Annotated in this window: 22 protein-coding genes and 1 tRNA gene; 17 read left to right on the forward strand and 6 right to left on the reverse strand. The window is 69.9% G+C overall.

The features are described 5' to 3' along the window. Positions 1 to 3: 3 nt before the first annotated feature. Positions 4 to 216 (forward strand): antitoxin, encoded by a 213-nt coding sequence (locus ABD989_RS01370; protein WP_246994138.1) that lies wholly within the window; start codon positions 4 to 6, stop codon positions 214 to 216. Here the strand turns inward: ABD989_RS01370 and ABD989_RS01375 are convergent. Then, positions 213 to 818 carry a DNA-3-methyladenine glycosylase gene (locus ABD989_RS01375; RefSeq protein WP_345312144.1) on the reverse strand — a complete coding sequence of 202 codons (606 nt, stop codon included), beginning with the start codon at positions 816 to 818 and terminating at the stop codon, positions 213 to 215. The two genes, ABD989_RS01370 and ABD989_RS01375, sit on opposite strands and share 4 nt — an antisense overlap. On the opposite strand from ABD989_RS01375, the gene ABD989_RS01380 reads away from it, so the two are divergent. The 4 genes from ABD989_RS01380 (at position 796) to ABD989_RS01395 (ending at position 2,954) form a co-directional block, all read left to right on the forward strand. Beyond that, positions 796 to 1,227 (forward strand): type II toxin-antitoxin system Rv0910 family toxin, encoded by a 432-nt coding sequence (locus ABD989_RS01380; protein WP_246994142.1) that lies wholly within the window; start codon positions 796 to 798, stop codon positions 1,225 to 1,227. The genes ABD989_RS01375 and ABD989_RS01380 overlap by 23 nt on opposite strands. A 99-nt stretch (positions 1,228 to 1,326) precedes the next feature. Continuing rightward, positions 1,327 to 1,399: transfer RNA gene (locus ABD989_RS01385), tRNA-Arg, on the forward strand. A gap of 95 nt (positions 1,400 to 1,494) precedes the next feature. Continuing rightward, positions 1,495 to 2,076 carry a sunset domain-containing protein gene (locus tag ABD989_RS01390; protein WP_345312145.1) on the forward strand — a complete coding sequence of 194 codons (582 nt, stop codon included), beginning with the start codon at positions 1,495 to 1,497 and terminating at the stop codon, positions 2,074 to 2,076. Between the two features lie 56 nt (positions 2,077 to 2,132). Beyond that, positions 2,133 to 2,954, forward strand: a complete 822-nt coding sequence (locus tag ABD989_RS01395; RefSeq protein ID WP_246994145.1) for an SDR family oxidoreductase — start codon at positions 2,133 to 2,135, stop codon at positions 2,952 to 2,954. A gap of 15 nt (positions 2,955 to 2,969) precedes the next feature. On the opposite strand, the gene ABD989_RS01400 is transcribed toward ABD989_RS01395, so the two are convergent. Beyond that, positions 2,970 to 3,722 carry a 3'(2'),5'-bisphosphate nucleotidase CysQ gene (locus ABD989_RS01400; protein WP_246994147.1) on the reverse strand — a complete coding sequence of 251 codons (753 nt, stop codon included), beginning with the start codon at positions 3,720 to 3,722 and terminating at the stop codon, positions 2,970 to 2,972. A 47-nt stretch (positions 3,723 to 3,769) separates the two neighbouring features. Between ABD989_RS01400 and ABD989_RS01405 the strand changes: the two genes are divergently transcribed. Next, complete coding sequence (locus ABD989_RS01405) at positions 3,770 to 4,657, forward strand: DNA-formamidopyrimidine glycosylase family protein (RefSeq protein ID WP_345312146.1); 888 nt, start codon at positions 3,770 to 3,772, stop codon at positions 4,655 to 4,657. 25 nt (positions 4,658 to 4,682) lie between these two features. On the opposite strand, the gene ABD989_RS01410 is transcribed toward ABD989_RS01405, so the two are convergent. Further along, positions 4,683 to 5,981, reverse strand: a complete 1,299-nt coding sequence (locus tag ABD989_RS01410) for a glycoside hydrolase family 183 protein (protein WP_345312147.1) — start codon at positions 5,979 to 5,981, stop codon at positions 4,683 to 4,685. 152 nt (positions 5,982 to 6,133) lie between these two features. Here ABD989_RS01410 and ABD989_RS01415 point away from each other — a divergent pair, with 152 nt between their 5' ends. Together ABD989_RS01415 and pgi are read left to right on the forward strand one after the other, a co-directional pair. Beyond that, positions 6,134 to 6,874, forward strand: coding sequence for an SDR family oxidoreductase (locus ABD989_RS01415; protein ID WP_345312148.1), 741 nt, complete (start codon positions 6,134 to 6,136; stop codon positions 6,872 to 6,874). Between the two features lie 65 nt (positions 6,875 to 6,939). Next, positions 6,940 to 8,625, forward strand: coding sequence for a glucose-6-phosphate isomerase (gene pgi, locus ABD989_RS01420; protein WP_345312149.1), 1,686 nt, complete (start codon positions 6,940 to 6,942; stop codon positions 8,623 to 8,625). Between the two features lie 127 nt (positions 8,626 to 8,752). Here the strand turns inward: pgi and ABD989_RS01425 are convergent, their stop codons facing one another. Continuing rightward, on the reverse strand, positions 8,753 to 9,076 hold the full coding sequence (locus ABD989_RS01425) for a chorismate mutase (RefSeq protein WP_372493179.1): 324 nt from the start codon (positions 9,074 to 9,076) through the stop codon (positions 8,753 to 8,755). Positions 9,077 to 9,146: 70 nt separating this feature from the next. Between ABD989_RS01425 and ABD989_RS01430 the strand changes: the two genes are divergently transcribed. Both ABD989_RS01430 and ABD989_RS01435 read left to right on the forward strand, forming a co-directional pair. Beyond that, the gene (locus ABD989_RS01430) at positions 9,147 to 10,982 is read left to right on the forward strand and encodes a hypothetical protein (protein WP_345312150.1); all 1,836 of its coding nucleotides are present in this window, start codon (positions 9,147 to 9,149) and stop codon (positions 10,980 to 10,982) included. A gap of 49 nt (positions 10,983 to 11,031) precedes the next feature. Further along, positions 11,032 to 13,488 carry a UvrD-helicase domain-containing protein gene (locus tag ABD989_RS01435; RefSeq protein WP_345312151.1) on the forward strand — a complete coding sequence of 819 codons (2,457 nt, stop codon included), beginning with the start codon at positions 11,032 to 11,034 and terminating at the stop codon, positions 13,486 to 13,488. Between the two features lie 70 nt (positions 13,489 to 13,558). On the opposite strand, the gene ABD989_RS01440 is transcribed toward ABD989_RS01435, so the two are convergent. Continuing rightward, positions 13,559 to 14,542: a M23 family metallopeptidase gene (locus tag ABD989_RS01440; protein WP_345312152.1), complete on the reverse strand. Its 984-nt coding sequence runs from the start codon at positions 14,540 to 14,542 to the stop codon at positions 13,559 to 13,561. A 283-nt stretch (positions 14,543 to 14,825) separates the two neighbouring features. Here ABD989_RS01440 and sucC point away from each other — a divergent pair, with 283 nt between their 5' ends. From sucC to ABD989_RS01475, 7 genes are all read left to right on the forward strand, one after another. After that, complete coding sequence (gene sucC, locus ABD989_RS01445) at positions 14,826 to 15,989, forward strand: ADP-forming succinate--CoA ligase subunit beta (RefSeq protein ID WP_246994162.1); 1,164 nt, start codon at positions 14,826 to 14,828, stop codon at positions 15,987 to 15,989. 14 nt (positions 15,990 to 16,003) lie between these two features. Continuing rightward, a complete protein-coding gene (gene sucD, locus ABD989_RS01450) occupies positions 16,004 to 16,906 on the forward strand; it encodes a succinate--CoA ligase subunit alpha (protein ID WP_246994164.1) in 903 nt (300 codons plus the stop codon). A gap of 91 nt (positions 16,907 to 16,997) precedes the next feature. Then, positions 16,998 to 17,648: a hypothetical protein gene (locus ABD989_RS01455; protein WP_345312153.1), complete on the forward strand. Its 651-nt coding sequence runs from the start codon at positions 16,998 to 17,000 to the stop codon at positions 17,646 to 17,648. After that, positions 17,645 to 18,079, forward strand: a complete 435-nt coding sequence (locus tag ABD989_RS01460) for an RDD family protein (protein WP_345312154.1) — start codon at positions 17,645 to 17,647, stop codon at positions 18,077 to 18,079. The genes ABD989_RS01455 and ABD989_RS01460 overlap by 4 nt, the downstream gene beginning before the upstream one ends. Continuing rightward, positions 18,076 to 19,527, forward strand: a complete 1,452-nt coding sequence (locus ABD989_RS01465) for a carboxyl transferase domain-containing protein (protein ID WP_345312155.1) — start codon at positions 18,076 to 18,078, stop codon at positions 19,525 to 19,527. Before ABD989_RS01460 ends, ABD989_RS01465 begins: the two co-directional genes overlap by 4 nt. Before the next feature lie 29 nt (positions 19,528 to 19,556). After that, positions 19,557 to 20,216, forward strand: a complete 660-nt coding sequence (locus tag ABD989_RS01470; RefSeq protein WP_345312156.1) for a DUF5336 domain-containing protein — start codon at positions 19,557 to 19,559, stop codon at positions 20,214 to 20,216. After that, complete coding sequence (locus tag ABD989_RS01475) at positions 20,213 to 20,833, forward strand: TetR/AcrR family transcriptional regulator (RefSeq protein ID WP_246994180.1); 621 nt, start codon at positions 20,213 to 20,215, stop codon at positions 20,831 to 20,833. Before ABD989_RS01470 ends, ABD989_RS01475 begins: the two co-directional genes overlap by 4 nt. Here ABD989_RS01475 and ABD989_RS01480 read toward each other — a convergent pair. Then, the gene (locus ABD989_RS01480; protein WP_246994182.1) at positions 20,825 to 24,316 is read right to left on the reverse strand and encodes an indolepyruvate ferredoxin oxidoreductase family protein; all 3,492 of its coding nucleotides are present in this window, start codon (positions 24,314 to 24,316) and stop codon (positions 20,825 to 20,827) included. The two genes, ABD989_RS01475 and ABD989_RS01480, sit on opposite strands and share 9 nt — an antisense overlap. Positions 24,317 to 24,343: the final 27 nt, after the last annotated feature.

A 24,343-nucleotide genomic window follows, 5' to 3' on the forward strand; every position in this document is an offset into this window, starting at 1 on the left:
GGTATGAACCTTCAGAATCTGGTCAAGCAGGCCAAGTCCGCGCTGCAGAAGAACCCCGATCTCATCGAGAAGGGCGGCGACATGGTCGACAAGGCCACCGGCGGCAAGTACGCCGGCCAGGTCGACAAGGCGCAGGACGCGGCGCGCAAGGCCGTCGGCGTCGAGAACAAGGCCCCCGAGGCCAAGGCCCCGGAGAACAAGCCCGAGGGCAACTAGCCCGCTCGCGTCTGAGCCCGACGGTGCCGCCGATATGCGGACACCGTCGGGCTTTGCGCTATCCAGAAGCGCCACGGCCGGTCCGCGGCCAGTCGGACGCCGACCCGCGGACCCACGCCGATCTGCTCGTTGGGCAGCGGCTCCGGCAGGCGTTGCACGACGATCCCCGGCGGTACTCGGACGTCGCTGCCGCGGTCGGCCATGGTGATGCCCAGCGCCTTGGCGAGATTGCCGGGCCCGCGGCCCAGCTGGACGTCCGGGACGTCGTCGCGTCGGGCACGCGCCGCCAGCAGGCCGTCGACGATCTCGCCCGCCCGCAGCAGCACCGCCGCGCCCTGCCCCTCGTCGCTGGTGACGATGTTCGCGCAGTGATGACCGTGGATCCGATAGACGTAGAGCCGGTCGGGCGGGCCGTACATCAGGTCCGAGCGCGGGGTGCGGGTGAAGGCGTGCGAGGCGGGGTCGTCGGGCCCGTTGTAGGCCTCGGTCTCGGTGATCCGTGCGATCACGCCGTCGTGCCCGAGAATCACCGCGCCCAGCAGTGCCCGTGCGGCGGCGCAGACATTAGGCTCATCAACCATGGCGAAGACCAGTGATTCCATTTCCGTCGATCTCACCCCGGACGATACCTTCGCGGCCGCCTCCGATCTGGCCCGCTTCGACGACTGGCTGCTGCTCCACGACGGCTGGCGCCGCGAGGTGCCCACCGGACTGGCCGTCGGCACCAAGGCCACGTCGGTGGTCAAGGCGAAGGGCACGCGCGTCCGCTTCGACTGGACCATCGACACCTACGACCCGCCGCGCCGAGTGCGCTTCTCCGGCAACGGAAAGGGCGGCGTGAAGGCCAAGATCGACCTGACCGTCGAGCCCGACGGCACCGGCTCCAAGGTGACCTTCCTGATCGACCTCGGCGGCCTGCCGCTGATGGGCCCGGTCGGCAAGGCCGCCGCCAAGGCCGTCCACGGCGACGTCCACCGCTCCCTGGAGCGCTTCCGCGAGATCTTCGGCTAGGTCTGTCGTCCGGCGCGACGGCCGGCACGGGCCCCGAGCGTCCTGACGTAGACTTCCTCAGGCGGCCGTCCACCCCACGAGCACGGCCGCGCCAGATCCGCTCTCGTAGCTCAGGGGATAGAGCACCGCTCTCCTAAAGCGGGTGTCGCAGGTTCGAATCCTGCCGGGAGCACAAACCGCAGGTCGGCCGCGCCGCGTGAAATCCGCAGTGGGAGAGTGAAAGCCGATAGCATCCGGGGCCAAAGCCACTGACGAAGCGGAGACACGATGACGACCACGATCCTGGCGGCGCCGGCCCTATTGCTCGCCGAAGAGGGCCGCGGATCGGGTATCTCCGCCTGGTGGTGGCTCCTGCTGCTCCTGCTGTTGATTCCGATCATCGGCGGCGGATGGCTGCTCACCCGGGGACCCAAGAACCCCGATGAGGTGCGGCACGCGCCGCGGCCGGACTCGCACGACCCGAATCTGCCGATGGTGGATCTTTCCGGCCCGGCACCGGAGGCGCAGTCCGGGTTCGTCGGCGCGCCGACGGGGGAGCCGGTGGTCCCGACCGCCCCGCCGGTGCCCGAAGTCAAGAAGACCGCCACCGGCGACGGCGTCGGGTCCTACCTCGACGCGGACGGCAACCGGGTCCCCGTGCCGATCGGCGGGCACCTTCCGCTGGCGTCGGACCGGCAGCAGGCGCCGGACGGCTATCCGATCAAGGGCGATGTCGACACCGACCTGTACCACCTGCCGAGCGATCCCTGGTTCGCCGAAGTGATCGCCCAGGTCTGGTTCGCCACCGAGGGCGCGGCGCGCTCCGCCGGATTCCAGCGGGCCGGCAGCCAGGACCCGGAGAACCCCTAACACCCGGGAATGCTCTGCGTCGCAGGAGTTCCTGTACTAGCCGGTACGGTGAGCACATGACGCACGCTGCTTCGCCCCAGACCGTCCTCGTCACCGGTGCCTCCAGCGGTATCGGTGCCGAGGTGGCCCGCCAGTTCGTCGCCGCCGGCCTCCGGGTCTACGGCACCAGCCGCAATCCGGACTCGGTCTCCGATCCGATTCCCGGTGTCACCTACGTCCGGCTCGACAACGCGGATCTGTCCACGGCACAGACCTGCGCCGACGAGGTCGGCGTGGTCGACATCCTCGTCAACAACGCCGGTGAGAGCCACGCGGGCGCCTTCGAGGACACCCCGATGGACGAGATCGAGCGCATCTTCGCGGTGAACGTCTTCGGCCCGGTGGCCCTGACCAAGGCTGTCCTCCCCGGTATGCGCGAGCGCCGCCGCGGCACGGTGATCATGGTCGGGTCCATGCTGTCGAGCTTCCCGATCGCCTTCCGCTCCACCTACGCCGCCACCAAGTCGGCCATCAAGGGCTACGCCCTCGCGCTGCGCCGCGAGGTGGCGCCGTACGGGGTGCGCGTGATCTCGGTGGAGCCGGGCACCATCGCCACCGGTATCGGGGACCGCCGAACCATCCATATCGGTGAGAACTCGCCGTACCGCGACGAATACGAGATCGTCTCGACCACCACCGCCGAGAACGAGAAGAAGGGCATCACCGCCGAGGCGATGGCCGAGCAGATCGTCAGTGCGGCGCTGGCCGAGAAGCCCAAGCCGTTCTACGCGCGCGGCAACCGCGCCGAGGTGGTCTTCCTCCTGCGCCGCCTGGTGCCGCGCCAGCTGGTCCTGGACCTGAGCTCCCGGATTCACGGACTTCCCAAGGTCCGCGCCTGACACCGGCGGGCGGGGTCAGGTGAAGTAGCGGAGGGTGTCGAGCACGTCCTCGGCAATCTCCGTGCGGCAGATCACGAAGTCGGGCAGGTAGGGCTTGGGATTGTTGTAGACGATCTCGCTGCCGTCCAGACGTGAGCAGTGCAGGCCCGCCGCGAGTGCGACGCCGACCGGCGCGCAGTTGTCCCACTCGTACTGTCCGCCGGCATGGAGGTAGGCGTCGACGTCGCCGCGGACCACGGCCATCGCCTTCGCGCCGGCCGAGCCGATGTGCACGGCGCGCAGCCCGAGCCGTTCGGCCACCGCGGCACTCGGATACGAGTGCCCGTAGCGGGAGACCGCGATCCGGCCGGTGAGCTCGCCGCCCACCCGCGGCACTGCATCGGATCGGAAGAGCTGTCCCTGCGCGGGCAGCGAGACGGCGCTGACGTCGGGAATCCCGTTGCGGGTCAGCGCCACATGCACCGCCCAGTGCGTGGTGCCGCGGGAGAACTCGGAGGTGCCGTCCAGCGGATCGATGATCCACACGCGCTCGGCGGCGAGGCGTGTCAGGTCGTCTTCGGCCTCTTCGGAGAGCACGGCGTCGTCGGGTCGCTGGCGCTGCAGTACCCGCGAGATCCAGGCCTGCGCGAGGGCGTCGCCGAGGTCGCCCAACTGGACCCGGTCCAGGAGCGCTCCGTGTCCCACACCGAGCAGCAGCTGTCCGGCGCCTTCGGCGATGATCGCCGCGAGTTCGGCATCGGAGTGGCGGTATCCGCCGGGGAGCGTCATTCCTCTACCAAAGCACACCGACCCGCTGCTGCGCGCACGCTGGAGGCATGCCCGAGCTTCCGGAAGTGGCGGCCCTCGCCGAGTTCCTCGACGGCCGCATGGCGGCCCTGCCGATTCGGCGGATCGACGTCGCGTCGCTGTCGGTGCTCAAGACCGCCGAGCCGCCGTACACCGCGCTGGTCGGACGAACGGTGGCGAGCGTCGAACGGATCGCCCAGTACCTGGTGATCCGCACGGTGCCCGGCGACCCGGCCGAAGCCGAGCCGCAGATCGATCTGGTGATCCACCTGTCGAGGGCGGGCTGGATCCGCTGGAGCGAGTCGCTCGCGCCGACTCCGCCGCGGCCCGGCGGCAAGGGGCCGATCGCTCTGCGCGTGCACTGCGGACTGCCGGGAGAGGGCTTCGACGTGACCGAGGCCGGCACCCAGAAACGACTGGCCGCGTGGGTCGTTCGCGACCCGAACGAGGTGGAACGCATCGCCGGACTCGGACCGGACGTGCTGTCGCTGGACCGCGCCGCGTTCGGCGCACTGCTCGCCGGCAGTGGAGCACGGATCAAGACCCTGCTCACCGATCAGCGCGTGCTGTCGGGCATCGGGAACGCCTACTCCGACGAGATCCTGCACGCGGCACGGCTGTCGCCGTTCGCCATCGCCAAGTCGTTGGATGACGCGGCGGTCGACACCCTGTACGACGCCGTGCGGTCCACCCTGATCGACGCCACCGAGCGGCTGGCCGGGCTGGGCGTGGGCAAGCTCAAGGCGGAGAAGCGCACCGGACTGAAAGTGCATGCGCGCGTAGGACTTCCGTGTCCGGTCTGCGGCGACAAAGTGCGCGAGGTGTCTTACGCCGACCGCTCGTTCCAGTACTGCGCGACCTGCCAGACCGGCGGGAAGGTGCTCGCCGATCGGCGGATGTCCCGACTGCTGAAGTAGCCGCGTTGCGCGCGCCGGGGGCGCGTCACCAGCCCTTCTGCAGCTTCGACTCGACGAGCATCACGTTGTAGTCGCTCCACCGAGATCCGTTGAAGTACAAGCGATTATCGGTCGCGCTGGTGAGAGCGGGCGACTGCGGCAGCATCATCGCCCCGTACAGGACGACGGCCCCCGCGGGCACCAGCGTGCGCGGCGCGCTCCACGGACCTTCCGGCGTGGTGGCGGTGCGCAGGCGGATGGCGTTGTCGCCGTCGATCAGGATGTACTTGCCGAGGTACTCGCTCCACGAGACGGACAGTTCGGTGACGGCGGCCTTGATGATGGCCGAGTCGTCGCTCAGGAGGCTGAGGTCGCTGGTCCAGCGTGTGCCCAGCCAGTACTCGTAGGCCGACAGGTTCAGGATGTCCTCGGGACGGAAGCGAGCGAGGTAGGCGCGGCCGAAGCGGCCGTTGGGGGTGCCCACCTGGTAGATGTACGGGTCGTCGCCGTGGCCCTTGACGTAGCCGCTCTGCTGGAAGCGACTGTTGTTGACGTTCAAGGTCGGGGCGGCAGCGGGCAGAGCGACCGTGACGGGCGCGTTGATCATCGCGGTAGACGGTTGCGGTGTCCACGTCTGGCCGTTGTCCTCGGAGACGGCGATGGCGGCGTAGTTGGTGTCCCACACGCCCGCGGCGCCCCACTTCCGCACGGACATGAAGTTGACGTACTGCTTGCCGCCCACGCTGATTCCCGCGGTGGGGATGGTGGTGATCTCCACGAAGTCCTGCTTGATGGCGCGGACCATCTCGACCGCGAAGTTCGGTGCCTCCGCCGTCACCACCGCGCCCGACGAGGTGTCGCCGGGGCGACCGGGGGCGATCGTCACTCCGTCGGACAGATCGTCGTCGTCGGTCCGCGTCAGCAGGTTGTTGCGCCACTGCTGTCCGGCGACGTTGCAGTAGCCGAACGAGTCGCCGAAGGCCATCAGCGTCTGGCCGCGGCCGTTGTCCCACGCGACGCCCAGATCCGTACCGGAGACGGCGAACCGCGCGAGCGTGTCGTTCGGGCTCTTCGGTCCGGTGACCCACGAGACGACCCGCGAGGTGGAGTTTCGCCAGCTGGGGAGCGGACCCTGCGGTCCGGCACCGGGGCTGGTCGGCGGGGTCTGGTCGCCGAGCGAACCGAGGCCGCCGAGAGATCCGCTCGACCCGCTGCTGGGGTTGCCGCACGGGGCGGCGTTCGCGGGACCGACGACGGCCAGGCTGACCGCGCACGTGGCGGCGACCGCGATCGTCGCCGTCAGCGGTAGGCGCAGTCGGTGACGCAGGGACGTCGCTGAGCGCATGGGCTCTCCCGGTGTTGTGGCCAGAGTTACAAAAGTGACAATAGGGATCAGGCGGGCGATCGCGTAGGACCACGGGGACGCAGTGGAGTCACGATCGCGCATCGATCGCAGCGGGGCGCTCGCCGCCGAAGCACCCGGTAGATTCCTCGGGTGTGACCCGCGACAAGATCATCATCACCGGTGCCAGTTCCGGACTCGGCGAAGGCATGGCCCGCCAGTTCGCCGCCCGTGGGCGTTCCCTGGGGCTCGCCGCGCGCCGCGTCGAGAAGCTCGACGCGCTGGCCGCCGAGCTCGCCGACCAGGCCGGACGCGTCGTGGTGCGCGGCCTCGACGTGACCGACTTCGACGACGTGCCCCGCGCGTTCGCCGAACTGGCCGACGGGCTCGGCGGTGTGGACCGCGTGATCGTCAACGCCGGACTCGGCAAGGGCGCCCCGATCGGCACCGGCAACGCCGCCGCGAACCTGGAGACCGTGCAGACCAATCTCCTCGGGGCCCTCGCTCAGGCCGAGGCGGCGATGGAGATCTTCCGCGCGCAGAACCACGGGCACCTGGTGCTGATCAGCTCCATCAGTGCGGTGCGCGGGCTGCCCAAGGCGCAGGCGGCCTACAGCGCCTCCAAGGCCGGGGTCTCCGCGCTCGGCCAGGGGCTGCAGACCGAACTCGCCAGCAGCCCCATCACCGTGAGCGTGATCCTGCCGGGCTACATCGAGACCGACATCAACCGCGGGGTCAAGACCAAGCTGATGTCCGAGACCGACGACGGCGTGCGCGCCATGGTCGCCGCCATCGAGGCCGAGCGCCGTCGTTCCGAGGTGCCGGCCTGGCCCTGGACGCCGATCGCCGCCGCGCTCAAATACCTCCCGGATGCGTTGTCCGCCAAGCTCGTTTGACGCGTGACGGGCGAGTAATCCCGACGCACCGCCTGTCGGAATCCGGGCACTACTAGGGTGAGGTAATGGACCCCGACATCGCAGCGCGTGTGAGCAACGACGATCTCGACATCACCGCGACGGCGGCCTGGTCGGACCTGCTCGATCACCAGCGGGACCTGGCCACACGCCAGATGCGCGATCTCTTCGCGGCCGAACCGGACCGCGGCCGCGAGATGGTGGTCGACGCGGCCGATCTGCACATCGACTACTCCAAGAATCTGGCCGACGCGCACACGCTCGGTCTGCTCGCGGCCCTCGCGCGCGAGGCGCGCGTGGAGGAACTGCGCGATGCGATGCTCGCCGGCGCTCACCTCAACACCTCCGAGGACCGCGCCGCACTGCACGTGGCGCTGCGGTCGCCCGCGGACGCGCGACTGGTGGTCGACGGCCACGACGTGGTGGCCGACGTGCACCGCGTCCTCGCCGCCCTGGGCGACTTCTCCGACGCCGTGCGCGACGGCGCGTGGACCGGCTACACCGGCAAGGCCATCACCGACGTGGTGAACATCGGCATCGGCGGTTCCGACCTCGGCCCCGCGATGGGCTACCAGGCGCTGCGGTACTACCGGCATCCGCGGATCCGCGGACACTTCGTCTCCAACGTCGACCCGGGCGATGTGATCGCCACGCTCGCCGAGTTGGACCCGGAGACCACGCTGTTCATCGTCGCCTCCAAGACCTTCACCACCCAGGAGACGCTGATCAACGCGAAGGTGGCCCGCACGTGGCTGCTGGAGCAGGCCGACGGCGACGAGACGGTGATCGCCAAGCATTTCGTCGCGGTGAGCACCAACGCCGCCGAGGTCGCGGCATTCGGCATCGACACCGACAACATGTTCGGCTTCTGGGACTGGGTGGGCGGTCGCTACTCCCTGGACTCCGCCATCGGCCTGAGCCTGATGATCGCCGTCGGCCGCGACAACTTCGCCGACCTGCTCGACGGCTTCCACCGCATGGACGAGCACTTCCGCACCGCGCCGATCGAGGCGAACGCGCCGATCCTGCTTGGGCTGCTGGGCCTCTGGTACTCGAACTTCTGGGACGCGCAGTCGCACGCGGTGCTGCCGTACGCCAACGACCTGACCCGCTTCCCGGCCTACCTGCAGCAGCTGGTGATGGAATCCAACGGCAAGTCGGTGACGCGCGGCGGCCGCAAGCTCAACGCCGCGTCGGCCACGGTGGTCTGGGGAGAGCCCGGCACCAACGGCCAGCACGCCTTCTATCAGCTGCTGCACCAGGGGTCCTGGCTGATTCCGGCGGACTTCATCGGTTTCGCCGAGCCGCTCACCGACCTCACGACGCCCGACGGCGGATCCATGCATGACCTGCTGATGAGCAACTTCTTCGCGCAGACCGAGGTCTTGGCCTTCGGCAAGCGCGAGCGCGCGCTGAAGGCCGAAGGCGTTGCGCCCGAGCTGGTGCCGCACAAGGTGATGCCCGGCAGCCGGCCCACCACGTCGATCCTGGCGCCGCGGCTGACGCCGTCGGTCCTCGGTCAGCTCATCGCGCTGTACGAGCACAAGACGTTCGTGCAGGCCATGGTGTGGGGGATCAACCCGTTCGATCAGTGGGGCGTGGAACTGGGCAAGGCGGTGGCCAACGCACGACTGGCCGTCGTCACCGACCCGCAGTCGCCCGCGCCGCTGCCGGACAGCTCCACCGATGCGCTGATCCGCTGGTACCGCGCCGCCCGCGGCCGCACCCCGTAGTCGCGCTCCCCAGGAAGCACTCCGCTCCCGCGAAAGGCTTCCGTTCCCGCGGACCTCTGGAAGGCCCGCGGGAACGGAAACGTCTCGCGGGAGCGGAGTCGTCTCGCGGGAAGGTCGGGCCGGGAGGTCAGCGACCCAGCGGTCCGCGGCCCAGGCGCAGCAGAAGCATGGCGAGGGTGTGGCCCTCGGCGCCGAGCGAGGAGAACCGCTCGAGCACCTTCACCTCGCGGCTGTGCACCAGGCGGGGGCCGCCGGCGGCCATGCGTGCGACGCCGATCTTCTTCGACACCGCGGAACGACGCTGCACCGCGGCCAGGATCACCGCGTCCATGCGGTCGATCTCGCCGCGCAGTTCGTCGATGTCGTCGGGCAGGTCGGCCACATCGCTGCCCAAGTCGTAGCCCGACAGGTCGATCTCGGAGAACTGCTGCTGGGGGTCCTGGTCGCTCACAATGGGTGATTTTGCCATGTCGGCCGGAGGGGGCCGGGGCCAGTGTCGGTCGCGGTGTCACACTGGTCGAATGACCGACGAGCGCGCCCCGGCCATTTCCCGCGTCGCACTGGGCGCGATCGTGCTGATCGTCGCCCAGCTCGTGGTGCGGGTGGTGCTGGTGGCCCGCGGCGACTTCTACTGGGACGACCTGATCATCATCGGGCGCGCGTCGTCGAGCCCGATCCTGAGTTGGGAGTACCTCGGGCACAGCCACGACGGCCACTTCATGCCGGGCGCGTTCCTGCTGGCCGGCATCACCACCGTGCTGGCGCCGCTGCAGTGGTGGCTGCCCGCGCTGACGCTGGTGCTCCTGCAGCTGCTGGCCTCGCTCGCGGTGTGGCGGATGATCCGCATCGTGGTGGGTCGCAGCGCCCGCGCCGGGATCGGCGCGCTGGTGGCGCTGGGCTTCTACCTCTTCGTCCCGATGACGGTCAGCGCCTACGTCTGGTGGGCAGCCGGTCTGAACACGCTGCCCATGCAGGCCGCCATGGCGTTCATCGTCGGCAACGCCGTGCTGCTGGTGCGGGAGAACGACGACCCGCGACGGCGCCGCAACCTGGTGATCGCCTCGGTGATCGCGTTCGTGGTGGCGCTGACCTTCTTCGAGAAGTCGTTGTTCATCCTGCCGGTGGCGGCGGTGGCGGCGCTGCTGGTGGTCCGCATGCAGCCGGGCGTCGGGACCGGCGACTACCGGTCGTCGGCGCTGACGGTCACCTTCACCCGGGCCCGCGCGCTGTGGGCCTGGCTGAGCGGCGTTTTCGTCGTCTGGGTGGTGATCTTCCTGTCGGTGTCGACCGCGACGGCCGGCTCGCACTCGCTCGGCCAGATGTGGAAGTTGGTGTCGCGCAGCCTCAATTCGGCGATCGTGCCGTCGACCGTCGGCGGCCCGTGGGAGTGGGACCGCTGGATTCCGTCACCGCCCATGGGGTTCCCCGCCGTCTGGATGATCGTGGCCGGCTGGGTGCTGATCGCGGGTGCCGCGGTGTGGGCGTGGCAGACGCGGCGCGGCGCGGTGTCGATCGTGGTGTGCGCCGCCCTGTACGCGGTGGCCGCGCAACTGCCGGTGATGTGGAACCGGTCGAGCGAGGCCACCGCGCTGGAACTGGCGCAGACCATGCGCTACCTGCCCGACACCGCGCTCGTCTTCGCGCTCGCGATGGCCCTGGTGGCGGCCAGCCCGGCGCGCGGGGCGCACGGAGCCCCGGCCGCGCCGCATCCCGCGGCCCGCGCGGGGGTGCTGGCCGGGGCCGTGGTGATCCTGGTGTCCGCGCTGGTGAGCACCGCGGCGTTCTCGACGTCGTGGCAGCGCGACCCGACCGGTGCCTACCTGGCGACCGCGCAGGCCTCCCTGGCCGAGCACTCGGACCTGGTGATGTTCGACCAGGCCCTGCCGCTGGAGGTGCTGACCCCGGTCGCCTACCCGAACAACCAGATCAGCCGGGTCTTCGGGCGGCTCGACGATCGCCCGCGCTTCGGTGATCACACCGACAAGCTGATGGTGCTCGACGAGAAGGGGTCGATGGTGCCCGGCGGCGTCAGCCCGATGCGCGAGGTGGCACCCAGCGAGGGCACCTGTGCCGATCCCGGGCTGACCGAGCGCACCCGCCTGGCCCTGTCCGGACCACTCATCGAATGGCGCTGGACGGTGTCGCTGAGCTACTGCGCCAACCGTGACGGCGAGATCGGCGTCTCGCTCGGCGGCCGCGAACTGCGGGTCCCGGTCCGCGCCGGCCTGCACCCGGTCTACTTCCAGCTGGGCGGCCACGGCGAGCACCTCACGGTGCGCCCGCTGACCGACGGCCTGGCCCTGCACACCGGTGCCGGGCGGGTCGGTGAACCGATCGTCGCCGCCTACGCGCCCTGACCGTGCCCCAAGGTGCAGTGTCCGAGCCCGCCGGTACCCTGGACAGGCGATGATGACCACTTCTGACCAGCTCCTCGACGGCCTCAATCCCCAGCAGCGCGCGGCGGTGCTGCATTCGGGCTCGCCCCTGCTCATCGTGGCCGGGGCCGGTTCGGGCAAGACCGCCGTCCTGACCCGACGAATCGCCTACCTGCTGGCCGAGCGCGATGTGACGCCCGGCCAGATCCTGGCGATCACCTTCACCAACAAGGCCGCCGCCGAGATGCGCGAGCGGGTCATCGAGCTGGTCGGTCCGCGCGCCAACTACATGTGGGTCTCCACCTTCCACTCCACCTGCGTGCGGATTCTGCGCGCCCAGTCGTCGCTGCTGCCGGGCCGCAACTCCAACTTCTCCATCTATGACTCCGACGATTCGCGTCGACTGCTGTCGATGGTGGTCCGCGACCTCGATCTGGATCCGAAGAAGTACGCGCCGCGCGGACTGTCGACGGTGATCTCGAACTTCAAGAACGACCTCAAGTCGCCGGAGGAGGTCGCCGCCACGCTCGGCGAGATCCAGCCGCAGCAGGGGCAGACCGCCGAAGACATCGCGCGTGTGTACGACGAGTACCAGCGCCGCCTGCTCGCGGCCAACGCCTTCGACTTCGACGACCTCATCGGCGAGACGGTGGGGCTGCTGCAGCGGCACCCCGAGGTGGCCGAGTACTACCGCCGCCGGTTCCGGCACGTCCTGGTCGACGAGTACCAGGACACCAACCACGCGCAGTACGTCTTCGTCCGCGAGCTCGTCGGCGAGCCCGGCCAGGGCGGCACGGCCCCGTCGGAGCTGTGCGTGGTCGGCGACTCCGACCAGTCGATCTATGCCTTCCGCGGCGCGACGATCCGCAACATCGAAGAGTTCGAGCGCGACTACCCGGACGCGGAAACCGTTCTGCTGGAACAGAATTACCGATCCACGCAGACCATCCTGACCGCCGCCAACTCGGTGATCTCGCAGAACCCGAACCGTCGTGCCAAGAAGCTCTGGACCGACTCCGGTGACGGCGAACTGATCGTCGGCTACGTCGCCGACTCCGACCGCGCCGAGGCGCAGTTCATCGCCAAGGAGATTGACGAGCTCACCGATTACTCGATCGGCGGCGCGCAGTCGGCGTCGTACTCCGACATCGCCGTCTTCTACCGCACCAACACCGGCTCCCGGCCCATCGAGGAAGCGTTCATCCGGCACGGCATCCCGTACAAGGTGGTCGGCGGCACGCGCTTCTACGAGCGCAAGGAGGTGCGCGACATCGTCGCCTACCTGCGGGTGGTGGCCAACCCGGACGACTCGGTGAGCCTCCGACGGATCCTGAACACGCCCCGCCGCGGCATCGGCGACCGCGCGGAGGCCTGCGTCGCGGTGCACTCCGAGAACCTCGATCTCAGCTTCTATCAGGCACTGCTCGAAGGCGCGGAAGGCCGTGTGCCGCTGCTGAATACGCGCGCGGTGAAGCAGATCGGCGGGTTCGTCGACCTCATCGAGGGACTGCGGCAGGAGTTCCTGCTGTCGTTCTCCGACGACGACGGGGCCGGCGCCGACGCGAGCACCGAGGGCGCCGACATCGGCGACCTGGTGGAGGCCATCGTCGCGCGCTCCGGTTACCGTGCCGAACTCGAGGCGTCCAACGACCCGCAGGACGGTGCGCGCCTGGACAATCTCAACGAGCTGGTCGCCGTCGCCCACGACTTCAGCCTGGAAGCCGCGCAGGAACTCGACGACCTGGACCTTGACACCGACGACCTCGACGAGGACGCGGCCGCGCAGCGGGACGGGGAGCCCGAGCCGGGCTCGTTGGCCGCGTTCCTGGAGAAGGTCGCGTTGGTGGCCGACGCCGACCAGGTGCCCGACGAGGGCGACGGGGTGGTCACGCTGATGACCCTGCACACCGCCAAGGGCCTGGAGTTCCCGGTGGTCTTCGTGACCGGCTGGGAGGACGGCCAGTTCCCGCACGCACGAGCCCTCGGCGACGCCGCCGAACTCAGCGAGGAACGACGCCTCGCCTACGTCGGCATCACACGGGCCCGCGAGCGCCTGTACGTGACCCGCGCGATCATGCGCGCCGCGTGGGGGCAGCCGGTGGAGAACCCGGAATCACGCTTCCTGCAAGAGATTCCGCAGCACCTGATCGACTGGAAGCGCACCGCGCCGCGGCGTTCGTCGCACGGCGGTTTCGGCCGGGACGGCGAATCACGCTCGACGGGACGCCCGTTCGGCTTCGGTTCCACCGGATCGTCGGGGGAGGGGATGCGCGGCCGGTCGTCGTACTCGTCCGATCCCACCCGCGGACGCAACAAGTCCGTCGTCTACGAGATCGGCGACCGCATCAGTCACCCGAAGTACGGGCTGGGCAAGGCCGTCGCCAAGGTGGGCGCCGGGCCGACCGAACAGATCACCTTCGACTTCGGCGGCAACGTGGGACGCGTGACGCTCCTGACGCTGGGCGGCCTGCCCGGCGAGAAACTCTGACCGCCGACGCGCCGAACGACAGCGCCGCGGCCCTCCGGAGAGAGCCGCGGCGCGGAGGACGAGTCTCGGGTCAGCGAATGCTGACGCCCTTGGCGGCGAGCCAGGGGATCGGGTCGATCTTGGTGGACCCGTCGCGCCACACCTCGAAGTGCAGGTGCGGGCCGGTGGAGAAGCCTTCGGAGCCGACCAGCGCGATGATGTCGCCCGCGGTGACCTTCTGGCCTTCCTTCACCAGGACGCCCGAGCTGGCCATGTGGCCGTACATGGTGACGGTGCCGTCGGCGGCCTTCACCTGTACCCAGTTGCCGTACCCGGACGCCGGTCCGGCCTCGATCACGACACCGTCGGAGACGGCGTGGATCGGGGTGCCCAGCGGGGCGGCGAGGTCGACGCCGCCGTGGAAGCTGCCCCAGCGCTCGGCGTAGGCGGAGGTGAAGCTGTACTTGGCCTTGATCGGGGCGGCGAACATCGGCTTGCGTGCAGCGGCGTCGCGCGCGGCGGCGGCCGCAGCGAGCTGCTTGCCGACGGCCAACTGCTTGCCGTAGCCGCCCATGTCGGCCTTGCTGGCCGCGGGGACCACGCCACCGTCGAGGTCGGAGGTGGTGGAGGCGAGCGCGGGGGCGCCGACCGCGGTGCCGTCGGCGCCGGCGGCCAACGGCACGATGTCGGTGGTCGCGGGTTCGGCCGCGGGAGAGTCGGTGGCGCCCGACCCGCCGACGGCCATCGCGACCGCGCCGGCGGCGACGGCGACCAGGGCGGCGCGTGCCTTCATGGCGGCCGGCGGTCCGCTGCGATGACGTCCGGTGGCGGTGATCTTCGGGCCGTCGTTGTTCGGGGGATCCTGCGTGGTCGACGCGGCGACCGGGGCCGCGTCGGGCGCCGGGGTGACGGGTGACGAGGTGGCGGGGCCACCGAGGCCCAGACGGGCCGAGCGCGACGGCAGCGGGAAGTCGCGGGTCGTGGCTGCGTCGTGGCGGGTCATGGGGGACGCCATGTCCGTGCGGTCGACGACGGCCGTCGCGCCCATTTCGCTGCGTGCAGCCAAGTCATTCACCTCAGAATCGGATCGATAGGTCGTGCTTCGTCGTGACCTTCTCGTTATCAACCTCATGAACGGTAGCCAACAATGGGGGGTCACGTCCACCCGTTGTCTTCTCCGCACCAATGAGTTCGACATCGCGGCCCTCTCACCGGCGCGGACATTTCTACCGACGGGTAAGTGATTCTTTGCACAAGGGCCGGGGTCGAGGCCGACGTGGCGCGCCCACGCGACTACAGTTCTTTGTGGTCCGCGTTACCTCGCGGGCATTTCCGAACACACTCAGATGGTGAGCTGAATGGATCTCTTCGAGTACCAGGCGAAGGAACTGTTCGCCAAGCATGGGGTACCGACCACACCCGGTCGAGTTACCGACTCCGCAGCCGACGCACGGGCGATCGCCGAGGAAATCGGCAAGCCGGTGATGGTCAAGGCGCAGGTGAAGGTCGGCGGCCGTGGTAAGGCCGGAGGCGTCAAGTACGCCGGTACCCCCGATGACGCACAGTCCCACGCCGATAATATCCTCGGGCTCGATATCAAGGGCCACGTCGTCAAGAAGCTTCTTGTCGCCGAGGCCAGCGACATCGCGGAGGAGTACTACATCTCCTTCCTGCTCGATCGCGCCAACCGCAACTACCTGGCCATGTGCTCGGTGGAAGGCGGCGTGGAGATCGAGGAAGTCGCCGCGAACAACCCCGACCGTCTCGCGAAGATCGCGGTCAGCCCCACCAAGGGTGTCGACCTGGCCACCGCTCGCGCGATCGCCGAAGCCGGCCACCTGCCGGCCGAGGTCCTCGACGCCGCCGCGGTGACCATCGCCAAGCTCTGGGAGGTCTTCGTCGCCGAAGACGCCGTGCTGGTGGAGGTCAACCCGCTGGTCCGCACCCCGGACGATCAGATCCTGGCCCTCGACGGCAAGGTCACCCTGGACGAGAACGCCGACTTCCGTCAGCCCGGCCATGCCGACTTCCAGGACACCGACGCCACCGACCCCCTTGAGCTCAAGGCCAAGGAGAACGACCTCAATTACGTCAAGCTCGACGGTGAGGTCGGCGTGATCGGCAACGGCGCCGGCCTGGTCATGTCGACCCTGGACGTCGTCGCCTACGCCGGTGAGAACCACGGCGGCGTGAAGCCCGCCAACTTCCTGGACATCGGCGGCGGCGCTTCGGCCGACGTGATGGCCGCCGGCCTGGACGTGATCCTGGGCGACTCGCAGGTCAAGAGCGTCTTCGTGAACGTCTTCGGTGGTATCACCGCATGTGACGCTGTCGCCAACGGCATCGTCGGCGCGCTGGCGAAGCTGGGCGACGCGGCCACCAAGCCGCTCGTGGTCCGCCTCGACGGCAACAAGGTCGAGGAAGGCCGCAAGATCCTGGCTGAGGCCAATCACCCGCTGGTGACCCTCGCCGAGACGATGGACGAAGGCGCCGACAAGGCTGCCGAACTGGCAAGCAAGTAAGGGGCCGCAACAACATGTCTATCTACCTGAACAAGGACAACAAGGTCATCGTGCAGGGCATCACCGGCGGTGAAGGCACCAAGCACACCGCCCTGATGCTCAAGGCCGGCACCAACGTCGTCGGCGGTGTCAACGCCCGCAAGGCCGGCACCACCGTCAGCCACGTCGACGCCGACGGCAACGCCGTGGAACTGCCGGTCTTCGGCAGCGTCGCCGAGGCCATGGAGGTCACCGGAGCCGACACCTCGATCGCCTTCGTGCCGCCGGCGTTCTCCAAGGACGCCATGCTCGAGGCCATCGACGCGGAGATCCCGCTGCTCGTGGTCATCACCGAGGGCATCCCGGTGCAGGACTCGGCGTACGCCTGGGCCTACAACGTGGACAAGGGCGCCAAGACCCGCATCATCGGCCCGAACTGCCCCGGCATCATCACCCCGGGCGAGTCGCTGGTCGGTATCACGCCGAACAACATCACCGGCAAGGGTCCGATCGGCCTCGTGTCGAAGTCGGGCACCCTGACCTACCAGATGATGTACGAGCTGCGTGACCTCGGTTTCTCCACCGCCATCGGCATCGGCGGCGACCCGGTCATCGGCACCACGCACATCGACGCCATCGAGGCTTTCGAGGCTGACCCCGAGACCAAGATCATCGTGATGATCGGTGAGATCGGCGGCGACGCCGAGGAGCGTGCGGCTGATTACATCAAGGCCAACGTCACCAAGCCGGTCGTCGGCTACGTCGCGGGCTTCACCGCTCCCGAGGGCAAGACCATGGGCCACGCCGGCGCCATCGTGTCCGGCAGCTCGGGCACCGCGCAGGCCAAGAAGGAGGCCCTCGAGGCCGCCGGTGTCAAGGTCGGCAAGACGCCGAGCGAGACCGCCCGCCTGGCACGTGAGCTGTTCGACGCGCTGTAAGCACCACCTGTGACGAGCAGTGCTCGTCGACCCGCCCCGAAGTAGCCGTATCCGGCTCTTCGGGGCGGTGTGCATCCGGCATACTGTGTCGGTGACTGAAGTCGAGGTAACGGGGCGCAGCGAGGGGGCGCTGGCGCAGTTGCCACTGGTTTCAATGGCCCGTGCCGCAACGGAAGTGGTGCTTGCGGTGCCGCGCGCAGCGGTCTCCACCGTCGTCGGTCTGCCGCGGGCCGTCTTACGCGCCGCGCTCGACGAGGTGTTCGCCTACCTCGGGGAAGCGGACCTGACCGGGGTGCTGCTGTCGGCGGTCGACTTCGACCGGGTGCTCGGCGCCCTCGATCTGCAGGCGCTGGTGAGCCGCCTCGACCTGAATGAACTGCTCGCGGGGGTGGACCTCAACCCGCTGCTCGCCACCATCGACCTCAACCCGCTGGTAGCCGGGCTGGATCTGGAGGCCGTCATCGCGCGGATCGACATCGATGCGATCGTGGCCCGCGTGGACATCGACGCGATTCTGCAGCGCACCGACATCGCGTCGGTGGCCGCCAACGTCGTCGACGAGATCGACCTGAACTCCATCGTCCGCGGCGCGAGCGCCACGGTGAGCACGGAGATGATCGCCGATGTCCGCGGCGGCAGCGAACGCGCCGACGACCGCGTCGAGGTGTTCGTCAATCGCATGCTTCGGCGCAAGGGCACGGAGCGGTCCGACGCCGCCGACGATGAGGACTCGACGCCATGACCGAGGTGCGGACCGCGGGGATCGTGAGCCGAACGCTGGCGGCATTCCTGGACCTGCTCACCGTGCTGGCGATGCTGGCAGGCACCTATCTCACGGTCGCGTTCGTGGCCTTTCTGGTCGACGTCCGGAGCTTCGACTTCCCGACGGTGCGGTGGTTGTTCACCGTGCCCGGTTTCCTGGTGGGCTGCATTCTGTATCAGGTGATCGCCTGGACCGTGTTCGGCCGCACGCTGGGGCAGGGGCTGATGGGGCTGCAGGTGGTCCGCCGGAAGTCCACCGCCAATCTGCACGTGCTCCAGGCGTTCGGCCGGGCCGTGGTGTGCACGCTGTTCCCGCTGGGATTGGCCTGGGTGGTGCTGTCGCCGAAGCGTCGATCAGTGCAGGACATCGCGGCCCGGAGCCGCGTGATCTACGGGCATCGTCGACGGTGAACGCACGGGAGCTGATCGCGGCGCTGGTCGAGGACTGGTGCAGCTGGGACATTCCGGTGGCACCGCAACCGGTGCACGCCGATCTGGGCGCCTTCGATCCGGAACGACTCGACTCCGGCGCGCACTCGGACTACGCCGAGCAGTTGGCGCGGGCCGCCGAGCGCACCGGCGTCGACGAGTCGATCCTGACGGGTGTGGGCATGGTGACCGCCCCGGACACCGGTGATCGGTTTCCGTTGGTGCTGATCGTCAGCGAGTTCGGCTTCCTGGGCGGCTCCATCGGACGGGTGGCCGGAACCCGCGTCGTGGCGGCCCTGCAGCGGGCCACGGCCCGCGGACTGCCCGTGCTGGCGCTGCCCGCGTCCGGCGGCACCCGCATGCAAGAGGGCACGCCGGCCTTCTTGCAGATGGCCGCGATCACCGCGGCGGTCAACGCCCACAAGGCCGCGGGCCTGCCGTACCTGGCGTACCTGCGCCATCCGACGACCGGCGGGGTGCTCGCCTCGTGGGGGTCGCTGGGGCACGTGGTGTGGGGCGCTCCGGGCGCGCTCATCGGTTTTCTGGGGCCGAAGGTCGCGACGACGCTGCGCGGGGAGGCCTTCCCGCCGGGCGTGCAGCGAGCCGAGAACCTGTATCGCCACGGCGTGCTCGACGGCGTCGTCGACGTCGACGACCTGCCCGCCCGGGTGGCCCGGCTTCTCGCGGTCTGGCGGGCGGAGGCCGACCCGCTCGAAGTGCCGCGATCGTGGGCCCGTACGTCCGGACATCCGGAGAACGCCTGGTCGGCGGTGCAGCAGTCGCGAAAACCGGACCGACCCGGCCTCGACTGGATGCTGGACGCGGTGCCGTTCGCGCCGATCGTCGATCATGGCCCGGTGCAGGTGGCGCTGGTGCAGCTGGGCGGCCACGCGGTGGTCATGGTCGGGACCGACGGGCCCACTCAACGTGCCGGCGAGGCGATCGACGTCGCGGCACTGCGGGCGGCGCGGCGGGGGATCGCACTGGCAGCGGAGCTGCAGTTGCCGCTGCTGACGGTCATCGACACCCACGGCGCCCAACTGTCGGTGCGCGCCGAAGAGGAGGGTCTGGCGGCGGAGATCGCGCACTGCCTCTCCGACTTCCTCGCGGCACCCGTGCCCACCGTCTCGGTGTTGACCGGGGCCGGGGCGGGCGGTGCCGCGCTGGCGCTGTTCCCCGCCGACCTGGTGATCGCCACGAGCGACGGCTGGCTGGCGCCGCTGCCGCCGGAGGGGTCGGCGGCCCTCGTCTACGGCGATCCGGGGCGCGCGCCCGACCTGGCGCAGGCGCAGCACATCTGGGCCGTCGACCTGCACCGCGCCGGGCTCGTCGACATTCTGGCCACCGGGCGCGCCCAGATTCTCGACTACGTCGTCGAATACCTGGATCCCGGGCCCCGGCCGCGGCCGGAACGTCGTTCGAACAGGTGAGTACGTCTTCGGGATGGTTCAATACGAAGATGAGCGAGAACGAGAACTACGGTCAGCAGTGGGTGCCCGGTGCCCCGAACGCCCCGACGCAGCACGTCACGGGGCCGCAGACCGGTGGTCCGTATCCGAACTACGGCCCGCCCACCCAGGGCACCGGCCAGCCGATCCCACCCGGCCAGACCGGAATGTACGGTCCGCCCCAGGCCGGTCCCCCGCAGTACGCGCAGCCTGCCCGGCCGTCGTTCCTCGCCCTGATGCCGCTGCCGATCAAGTTGGCGGTCGGTTCCGGCTTGATGGGCCTGGTGACCTTCTTCATGGGCTTCCTGTCGTGGGTGACCATCGGTGAGACCATCGACTCCAAGGCCGAGGACTGGGCCATGGACCAGGGCAACAGCATCGGTATTCCGGCGTTCCTGACGATGGTCTTCACGCCCGGTTGGTTCCTGCTCGGCTTGGGCGCCGCCGCGGTCGCAGCGTTCGGTTTCGTGGCCGCCAAGTGGCGTCGGTTCCTGCCGCACGTGGCCTTCCTGGTCGTCGTCTCCTGGCTCGGCCTGCTCGCGTGCGCGCTGGCTCTGCCCGGCTTCATCAGCCTGGGGACCGGCGCCATCCTCGCGCTGATCTTCGGTTCGTTCCAGCTGCTGCTCATCGGTGCGGCGGTCATCATGGACGGGCTCAACGAAGAGGCGTGACCGACCACTCCGTCGACGCAGCACCCACCACCCGCCGAGGCCAAGCGAAGGCTGCCCGGCGGGTGGAGTTGCTCGCCGCGGCCGCCCGCCAGATGGCGGCCCGCGGTTTCGCCGGTGTCCGCTTGGAGGACATCGGTGCCGAAGTGGGCGTGAGCGGCCCGGCGATGTATCGCCACTTCGCGTCCAAGAACGACGTCCTGGACCAGCTTCTCCTCGACATCAGTGAGCGGCTGTACGCCGGCGGCGCCGAGGTGATCGACCGGGGCGGGCCGCCGCGAGAGGTGCTCGGCAGCCTCATCGAGTTCCACATCGACGTGCTGGTGACCAAGCCCGACCTCATCGCCGTGCAGGACCGGGACCTGGGTTCGCTCAGCCCGGACGCCAACCGCCGGGTGCGTTCGCTGCAGCGCCGCTACGTGGAGAGCTGGGTGCAGGTGCTGCTCGCGGTGGCGGTCGAGGACGGCCGCACGCTCGCCGACGACGAAGCCCGCGTCCGCGTCCACGCGGGCTTCGGGCTGCTCAACTCGTCGCCGCGCCTGCCGTCGTTCGACGAGGCCGCGCTGCGGACGCTGCTCGCCCGCATGGCGCTGGCCGCCCTCCTCGCCGACCTAAGTTAGCCGCCGCGCGAGCTCGGCGCGGAAGCGCTGCACGTTGGCCATCTTGATGCCCTCGTAGCCGCGGACCAGGTCGGGGAGCTCCGCCGTCGCGACGGCCTCGGCCAGCGCGGCGGCGTCCGGGGCGGTGCCCAGAGCGTTCACCACCTGCTCCAGCGCGGCACGGTACTCGTCGATCAGCGCGCGTTCGGTACGACGCACCTCGGTGCGGCCGAACGGATCCCAGCGCGTCCCGCGCAGTCGCTTGGCGCCGGCCAAGGTCCGCAACACCGGCGTGGACCAGGTCCCGAAGGCGATCTTGCGGCGCATGCCGAGCTCGCGCAGCAGCGGCGGGTGCAGGCGGATCGCCACGGCGGCATCGTCGCCGAACGCAGCGGTGACCTCGTCGGCGAAGTCGGGGTCGGCGGTCAGTCGGGCCACCTCGTACTCGTCCTTGTAGGCCATCAGCTTGTACAGATTGCGCGCCACCGCGTCGGTGAGGTCGGGGTGGCCGACGCGCGTGTGCACGGCCGCGACGTCGGCCAGCCAGCGCTGCGCGTAGGCCTCGTCCTGGAAGGCGATCAGTTCGTCGTAGCGACGGGCGACGGTGGCGCGGACCCGCTCGTCGGCGCCGTCGAGCGAGGCCGCCGCACGTGCGGCGACGCTCGCCACCGGTGCGGTGTGTTCGGGGCCGCGAGCCGCGGCGGCCAGCCCGGCCGGATCGGCGACCGCCTGGCGTCCGCGGCGGAACGCCTGCACGTTGCGGTCGACCGCCACCCCGTTCACTGCGATGGCTCGCTCGAGCGCCGCGGCCGAGATCGGCAGCGCACCCGACTGGTAGGCGGCGCCGACCATCAGCATGTTGGCGTACTGCTCGTCGTCGAACAGGTCGTCGGCCAGGCCTGCGGCATCCAAGTGCACCGAGCGGGCGACGTCGGCGTCGATCGACGACTGCACGCGCGCGGGATCGGGGAAGGTCGTCGCGGTGTCGCTGACCATCGCTCCGGTCGGCACCTGCGCGGTGGAGACCACCGCCGTGGTGCGCTCGGGGGAGACCACCTTCAGGTTGGTCGGATCGGCGCCGACCAGCTGATCGCACGCCAGATAGAGGTCGCACTCCCCGGTGGCGAGTTTGGCGGCGCGCTCGGAGCGGTCGACGGACAGCTTCAGGTCGCTGACCACCGCGCCGCCCTTCTGCGCGAGCCCGGTCATGTCGACGGTGCGGGCGTCCAGGCCGTCGAACACCGCGGCCGTGGCCAGCACCTGCGACACCGTGACCACGCCGGTGCCGCCGATGCCGGTGATCCGGACGGTGCACCCGCGGTCGGCGTCACCGCGGCGCACGGGGTCGGGCAGCTCCGCCGCGACCAGCGGCGCCACTTGGCGCGCGGCTCGACGACCGGCCGGAGTCACGGTCACGAAGGCCGGGCAGTCGCCGTCCAGGCACGAGTCGTCGAGGTTGCAGGAGCTCTGGTCGATGCGGGTCTTGCGTCCGAACTCGGTCGGCACCGGGTGGACCGACAGGCAGTTCGACTTCGCGCCGCAGTCGCCGCAGCCCTCGCAGATGCGCTCGTTGATCATCACCCGGGTGCGCGGGGTGGGCGCCAGGTCGCGCTTGCGCTTGCGGCGGAGCTCGGCGGCGCACGGCTGATCGTGGATGAGCACCGTGACACCGGGCACCGCGGCGAGCTCGGTCTGCACGGTCTCGAGGTCGTCGCGGTGGCGCACCGGCGCGGACACCTGGGCCCGACGCAGTTCCCGCCGGGTGCGTGCCGGATCGTCGGTGGTCACCACGACGGCGGCGACGCGCTCGGCCTTGAGCAGGGACACCAGCTGCGGCAGGCTCATCTGACCCACCGGGTCCTGCCCGCCGGTCATCGCGACGGTGCCGTTGAACAGCAGCTTGTAGGTCACGCTCACCCCGGCCGCGACGGCGGCACGCACGGCCAGCGAGCCCGAGTGCAGAAAGGTGCCGTCGCCGATGTTCTGCACGAAGTGCTTCTCCTGCACGAACGGCGACATGCCGACCCACTGGGCGCCCTCGCCGCCCATCTGCGTCACGCCGGTCACGTCGCCGACCTGCGCCGGATCCATCAGCAGCACCATCGCGTGGCAGCCGATCCCGGCGCCGACCAGGGTGTCCGGCGGCACCGGGGTGGAGCTGTTGTGCGGGCAGCCCGAGCAGAAGTACGGCGACCGCACCGCCAGCGGCAGTCGGATCCGGGCGCTGCGCGGGGCGGGCCGCTCCAGCCACCGCACGGCCGGTTCGACGCGATGGGTGCGGCCGAGGCGTCGCGCCAACCCGCGCAGCACGGCGTCGACGTCGAGTTCGCCGAAGCGGGAGAACAGCGGGGTCCCGTCCTCCTCGGCCTTGCCGACGATGCGCGGCACGTCGCGCCGGCCGAAGAGCAGATCGCGCAGCATGGTTTCGATGAAGTCGCGCTTCTCCTCGACGACGATCACCTCGTCGAGCCCGTCGATGAAGGTCTCGACGATGCCGGGTTCCAGCGGATACACCATGCCGAGCTTGAGCAGGCGGATGCCGAGGCGACCCAGGTCGGCGTCGTCGATGCCGAGCAGGCGCAGTGCCTCGCGCACGTCGAGGTAGGTCTTGCCCGCGGCGACGATGCCGAGGCGGTCGTCGCCGGTGCGGGCGGCGATCTGATTCACGCCGTTGAGACGGGCGTACTCCACCGCGCGCGGGAGTCGGATGGTCAGCTGATTGTGTTCGGCCTCCATCAGATCCGGGCCGAGCAGTTTGCCGTGCGGCACGTGCAGGCTGGGGCCGAGTGTGCCGTAGTCGGCTGCGAGGCGGTCGGGATCGAGCAGCACGGTCGACGTACCGTCGGCCACGTGCGCGGAGATCTTGAGTGACGTCCACAGGCCGGAGGTGCGGCTCATCAGCGCGGCGTGCACACCGAAGCGGAGGATGTCGCTGCTGTCGGCGGGGTAGAGGATCGGCATGTAGAGGTCGGCCAGCGCCATCTCGGAGGCGCACGGGATGGTGGAGCTCTTCGCGCCGGGGTCGTCGCCGACCAGCGCGACGGCGCCGCCGGCCGGGTGGGTGCCGATCATGTTGGCGTGCCGCAGGGCGTCGGTGGCGCGGTCGAGGCCGGGGGCCTTGCCGTACCAGTAGCCGACGACGCCGTCGCGCGGTGCGCCGGTGGCGTCCGGTGACAGGTGGCCGATACGGGCGGCGAGCTGTGCACCCATCACGGCGGTGGCGGCGAGCTCTTCGTTGAGCGCCGGGCGGTGGGTGATGTCGTGAGCGGCGAGGTAGGGGGCGCGACGACCGAGTTCCAGGTCGTAGCCGGCCAGCGGCGATCCTTCGTAGCCGGAGACGAACGACGCGGTGCGCAGTCCGGAACGTCGGTCCTCGCGGGTCCTATCGCCGATCATGCGCAGCAGCGCGGCGATACCGGGGAGGAGGACGAGCCCGGATGCGGCGGAGTACCGGTCGTCGAGCGGGGACGCGGCCGCCGGGGCCTGCTGATCGGCGATGGTCATGGTTCACCTGAGCCTTCGTGTCAGCTC

The sequence above is a fragment of the Gordonia alkaliphila genome (assembly GCF_039542465.1).
Lineage (GTDB): Bacteria > Actinomycetota > Actinomycetes > Mycobacteriales > Mycobacteriaceae > Gordonia > Gordonia alkaliphila.

Bases quoted from the DNA above. Each gene is read 5' to 3' on its own strand.
- ABD989_RS01370 (WP_246994138.1), top strand. From the start codon at position 4: ATGAACCTTCAGAATCTGGTCAAGCAGGCCAAGTCCGCGCTGCAGAAG.
- ABD989_RS01380 (WP_246994142.1), top strand. From the start codon at position 796: ATGGCGAAGACCAGTGATTCCATTTCCGTCGATCTCACCCCGGACGAT.
- ABD989_RS01375 (WP_345312144.1), bottom strand. From the start codon at position 818: ATGGAATCACTGGTCTTCGCCATGGTTGATGAGCCTAATGTCTGCGCC.
- ABD989_RS01390 (WP_345312145.1), top strand. From the start codon at position 1,495: ATGACGACCACGATCCTGGCGGCGCCGGCCCTATTGCTCGCCGAAGAG.
- ABD989_RS01395 (WP_246994145.1), top strand. From the start codon at position 2,133: ATGACGCACGCTGCTTCGCCCCAGACCGTCCTCGTCACCGGTGCCTCC.
- ABD989_RS01400 (WP_246994147.1), bottom strand. From the start codon at position 3,722: ATGACGCTCCCCGGCGGATACCGCCACTCCGATGCCGAACTCGCGGCG.
- ABD989_RS01405 (WP_345312146.1), top strand. From the start codon at position 3,770: ATGCCCGAGCTTCCGGAAGTGGCGGCCCTCGCCGAGTTCCTCGACGGC.
- ABD989_RS01410 (WP_345312147.1), bottom strand. From the start codon at position 5,981: ATGCGCTCAGCGACGTCCCTGCGTCACCGACTGCGCCTACCGCTGACG.
- pgi (WP_345312149.1), top strand. From the start codon at position 6,940: ATGGACCCCGACATCGCAGCGCGTGTGAGCAACGACGATCTCGACATC.
- ABD989_RS01430 (WP_345312150.1), top strand. From the start codon at position 9,147: ATGACCGACGAGCGCGCCCCGGCCATTTCCCGCGTCGCACTGGGCGCG.
- ABD989_RS01435 (WP_345312151.1), top strand. From the start codon at position 11,032: ATGATGACCACTTCTGACCAGCTCCTCGACGGCCTCAATCCCCAGCAG.
- sucC (WP_246994162.1), top strand. From the start codon at position 14,826: ATGGATCTCTTCGAGTACCAGGCGAAGGAACTGTTCGCCAAGCATGGG.
- sucD (WP_246994164.1), top strand. From the start codon at position 16,004: ATGTCTATCTACCTGAACAAGGACAACAAGGTCATCGTGCAGGGCATC.
- ABD989_RS01460 (WP_345312154.1), top strand. From the start codon at position 17,645: ATGACCGAGGTGCGGACCGCGGGGATCGTGAGCCGAACGCTGGCGGCA.
- ABD989_RS01470 (WP_345312156.1), top strand. From the start codon at position 19,557: ATGAGCGAGAACGAGAACTACGGTCAGCAGTGGGTGCCCGGTGCCCCG.
- ABD989_RS01480 (WP_246994182.1), bottom strand. From the start codon at position 24,316: ATGACCATCGCCGATCAGCAGGCCCCGGCGGCCGCGTCCCCGCTCGAC.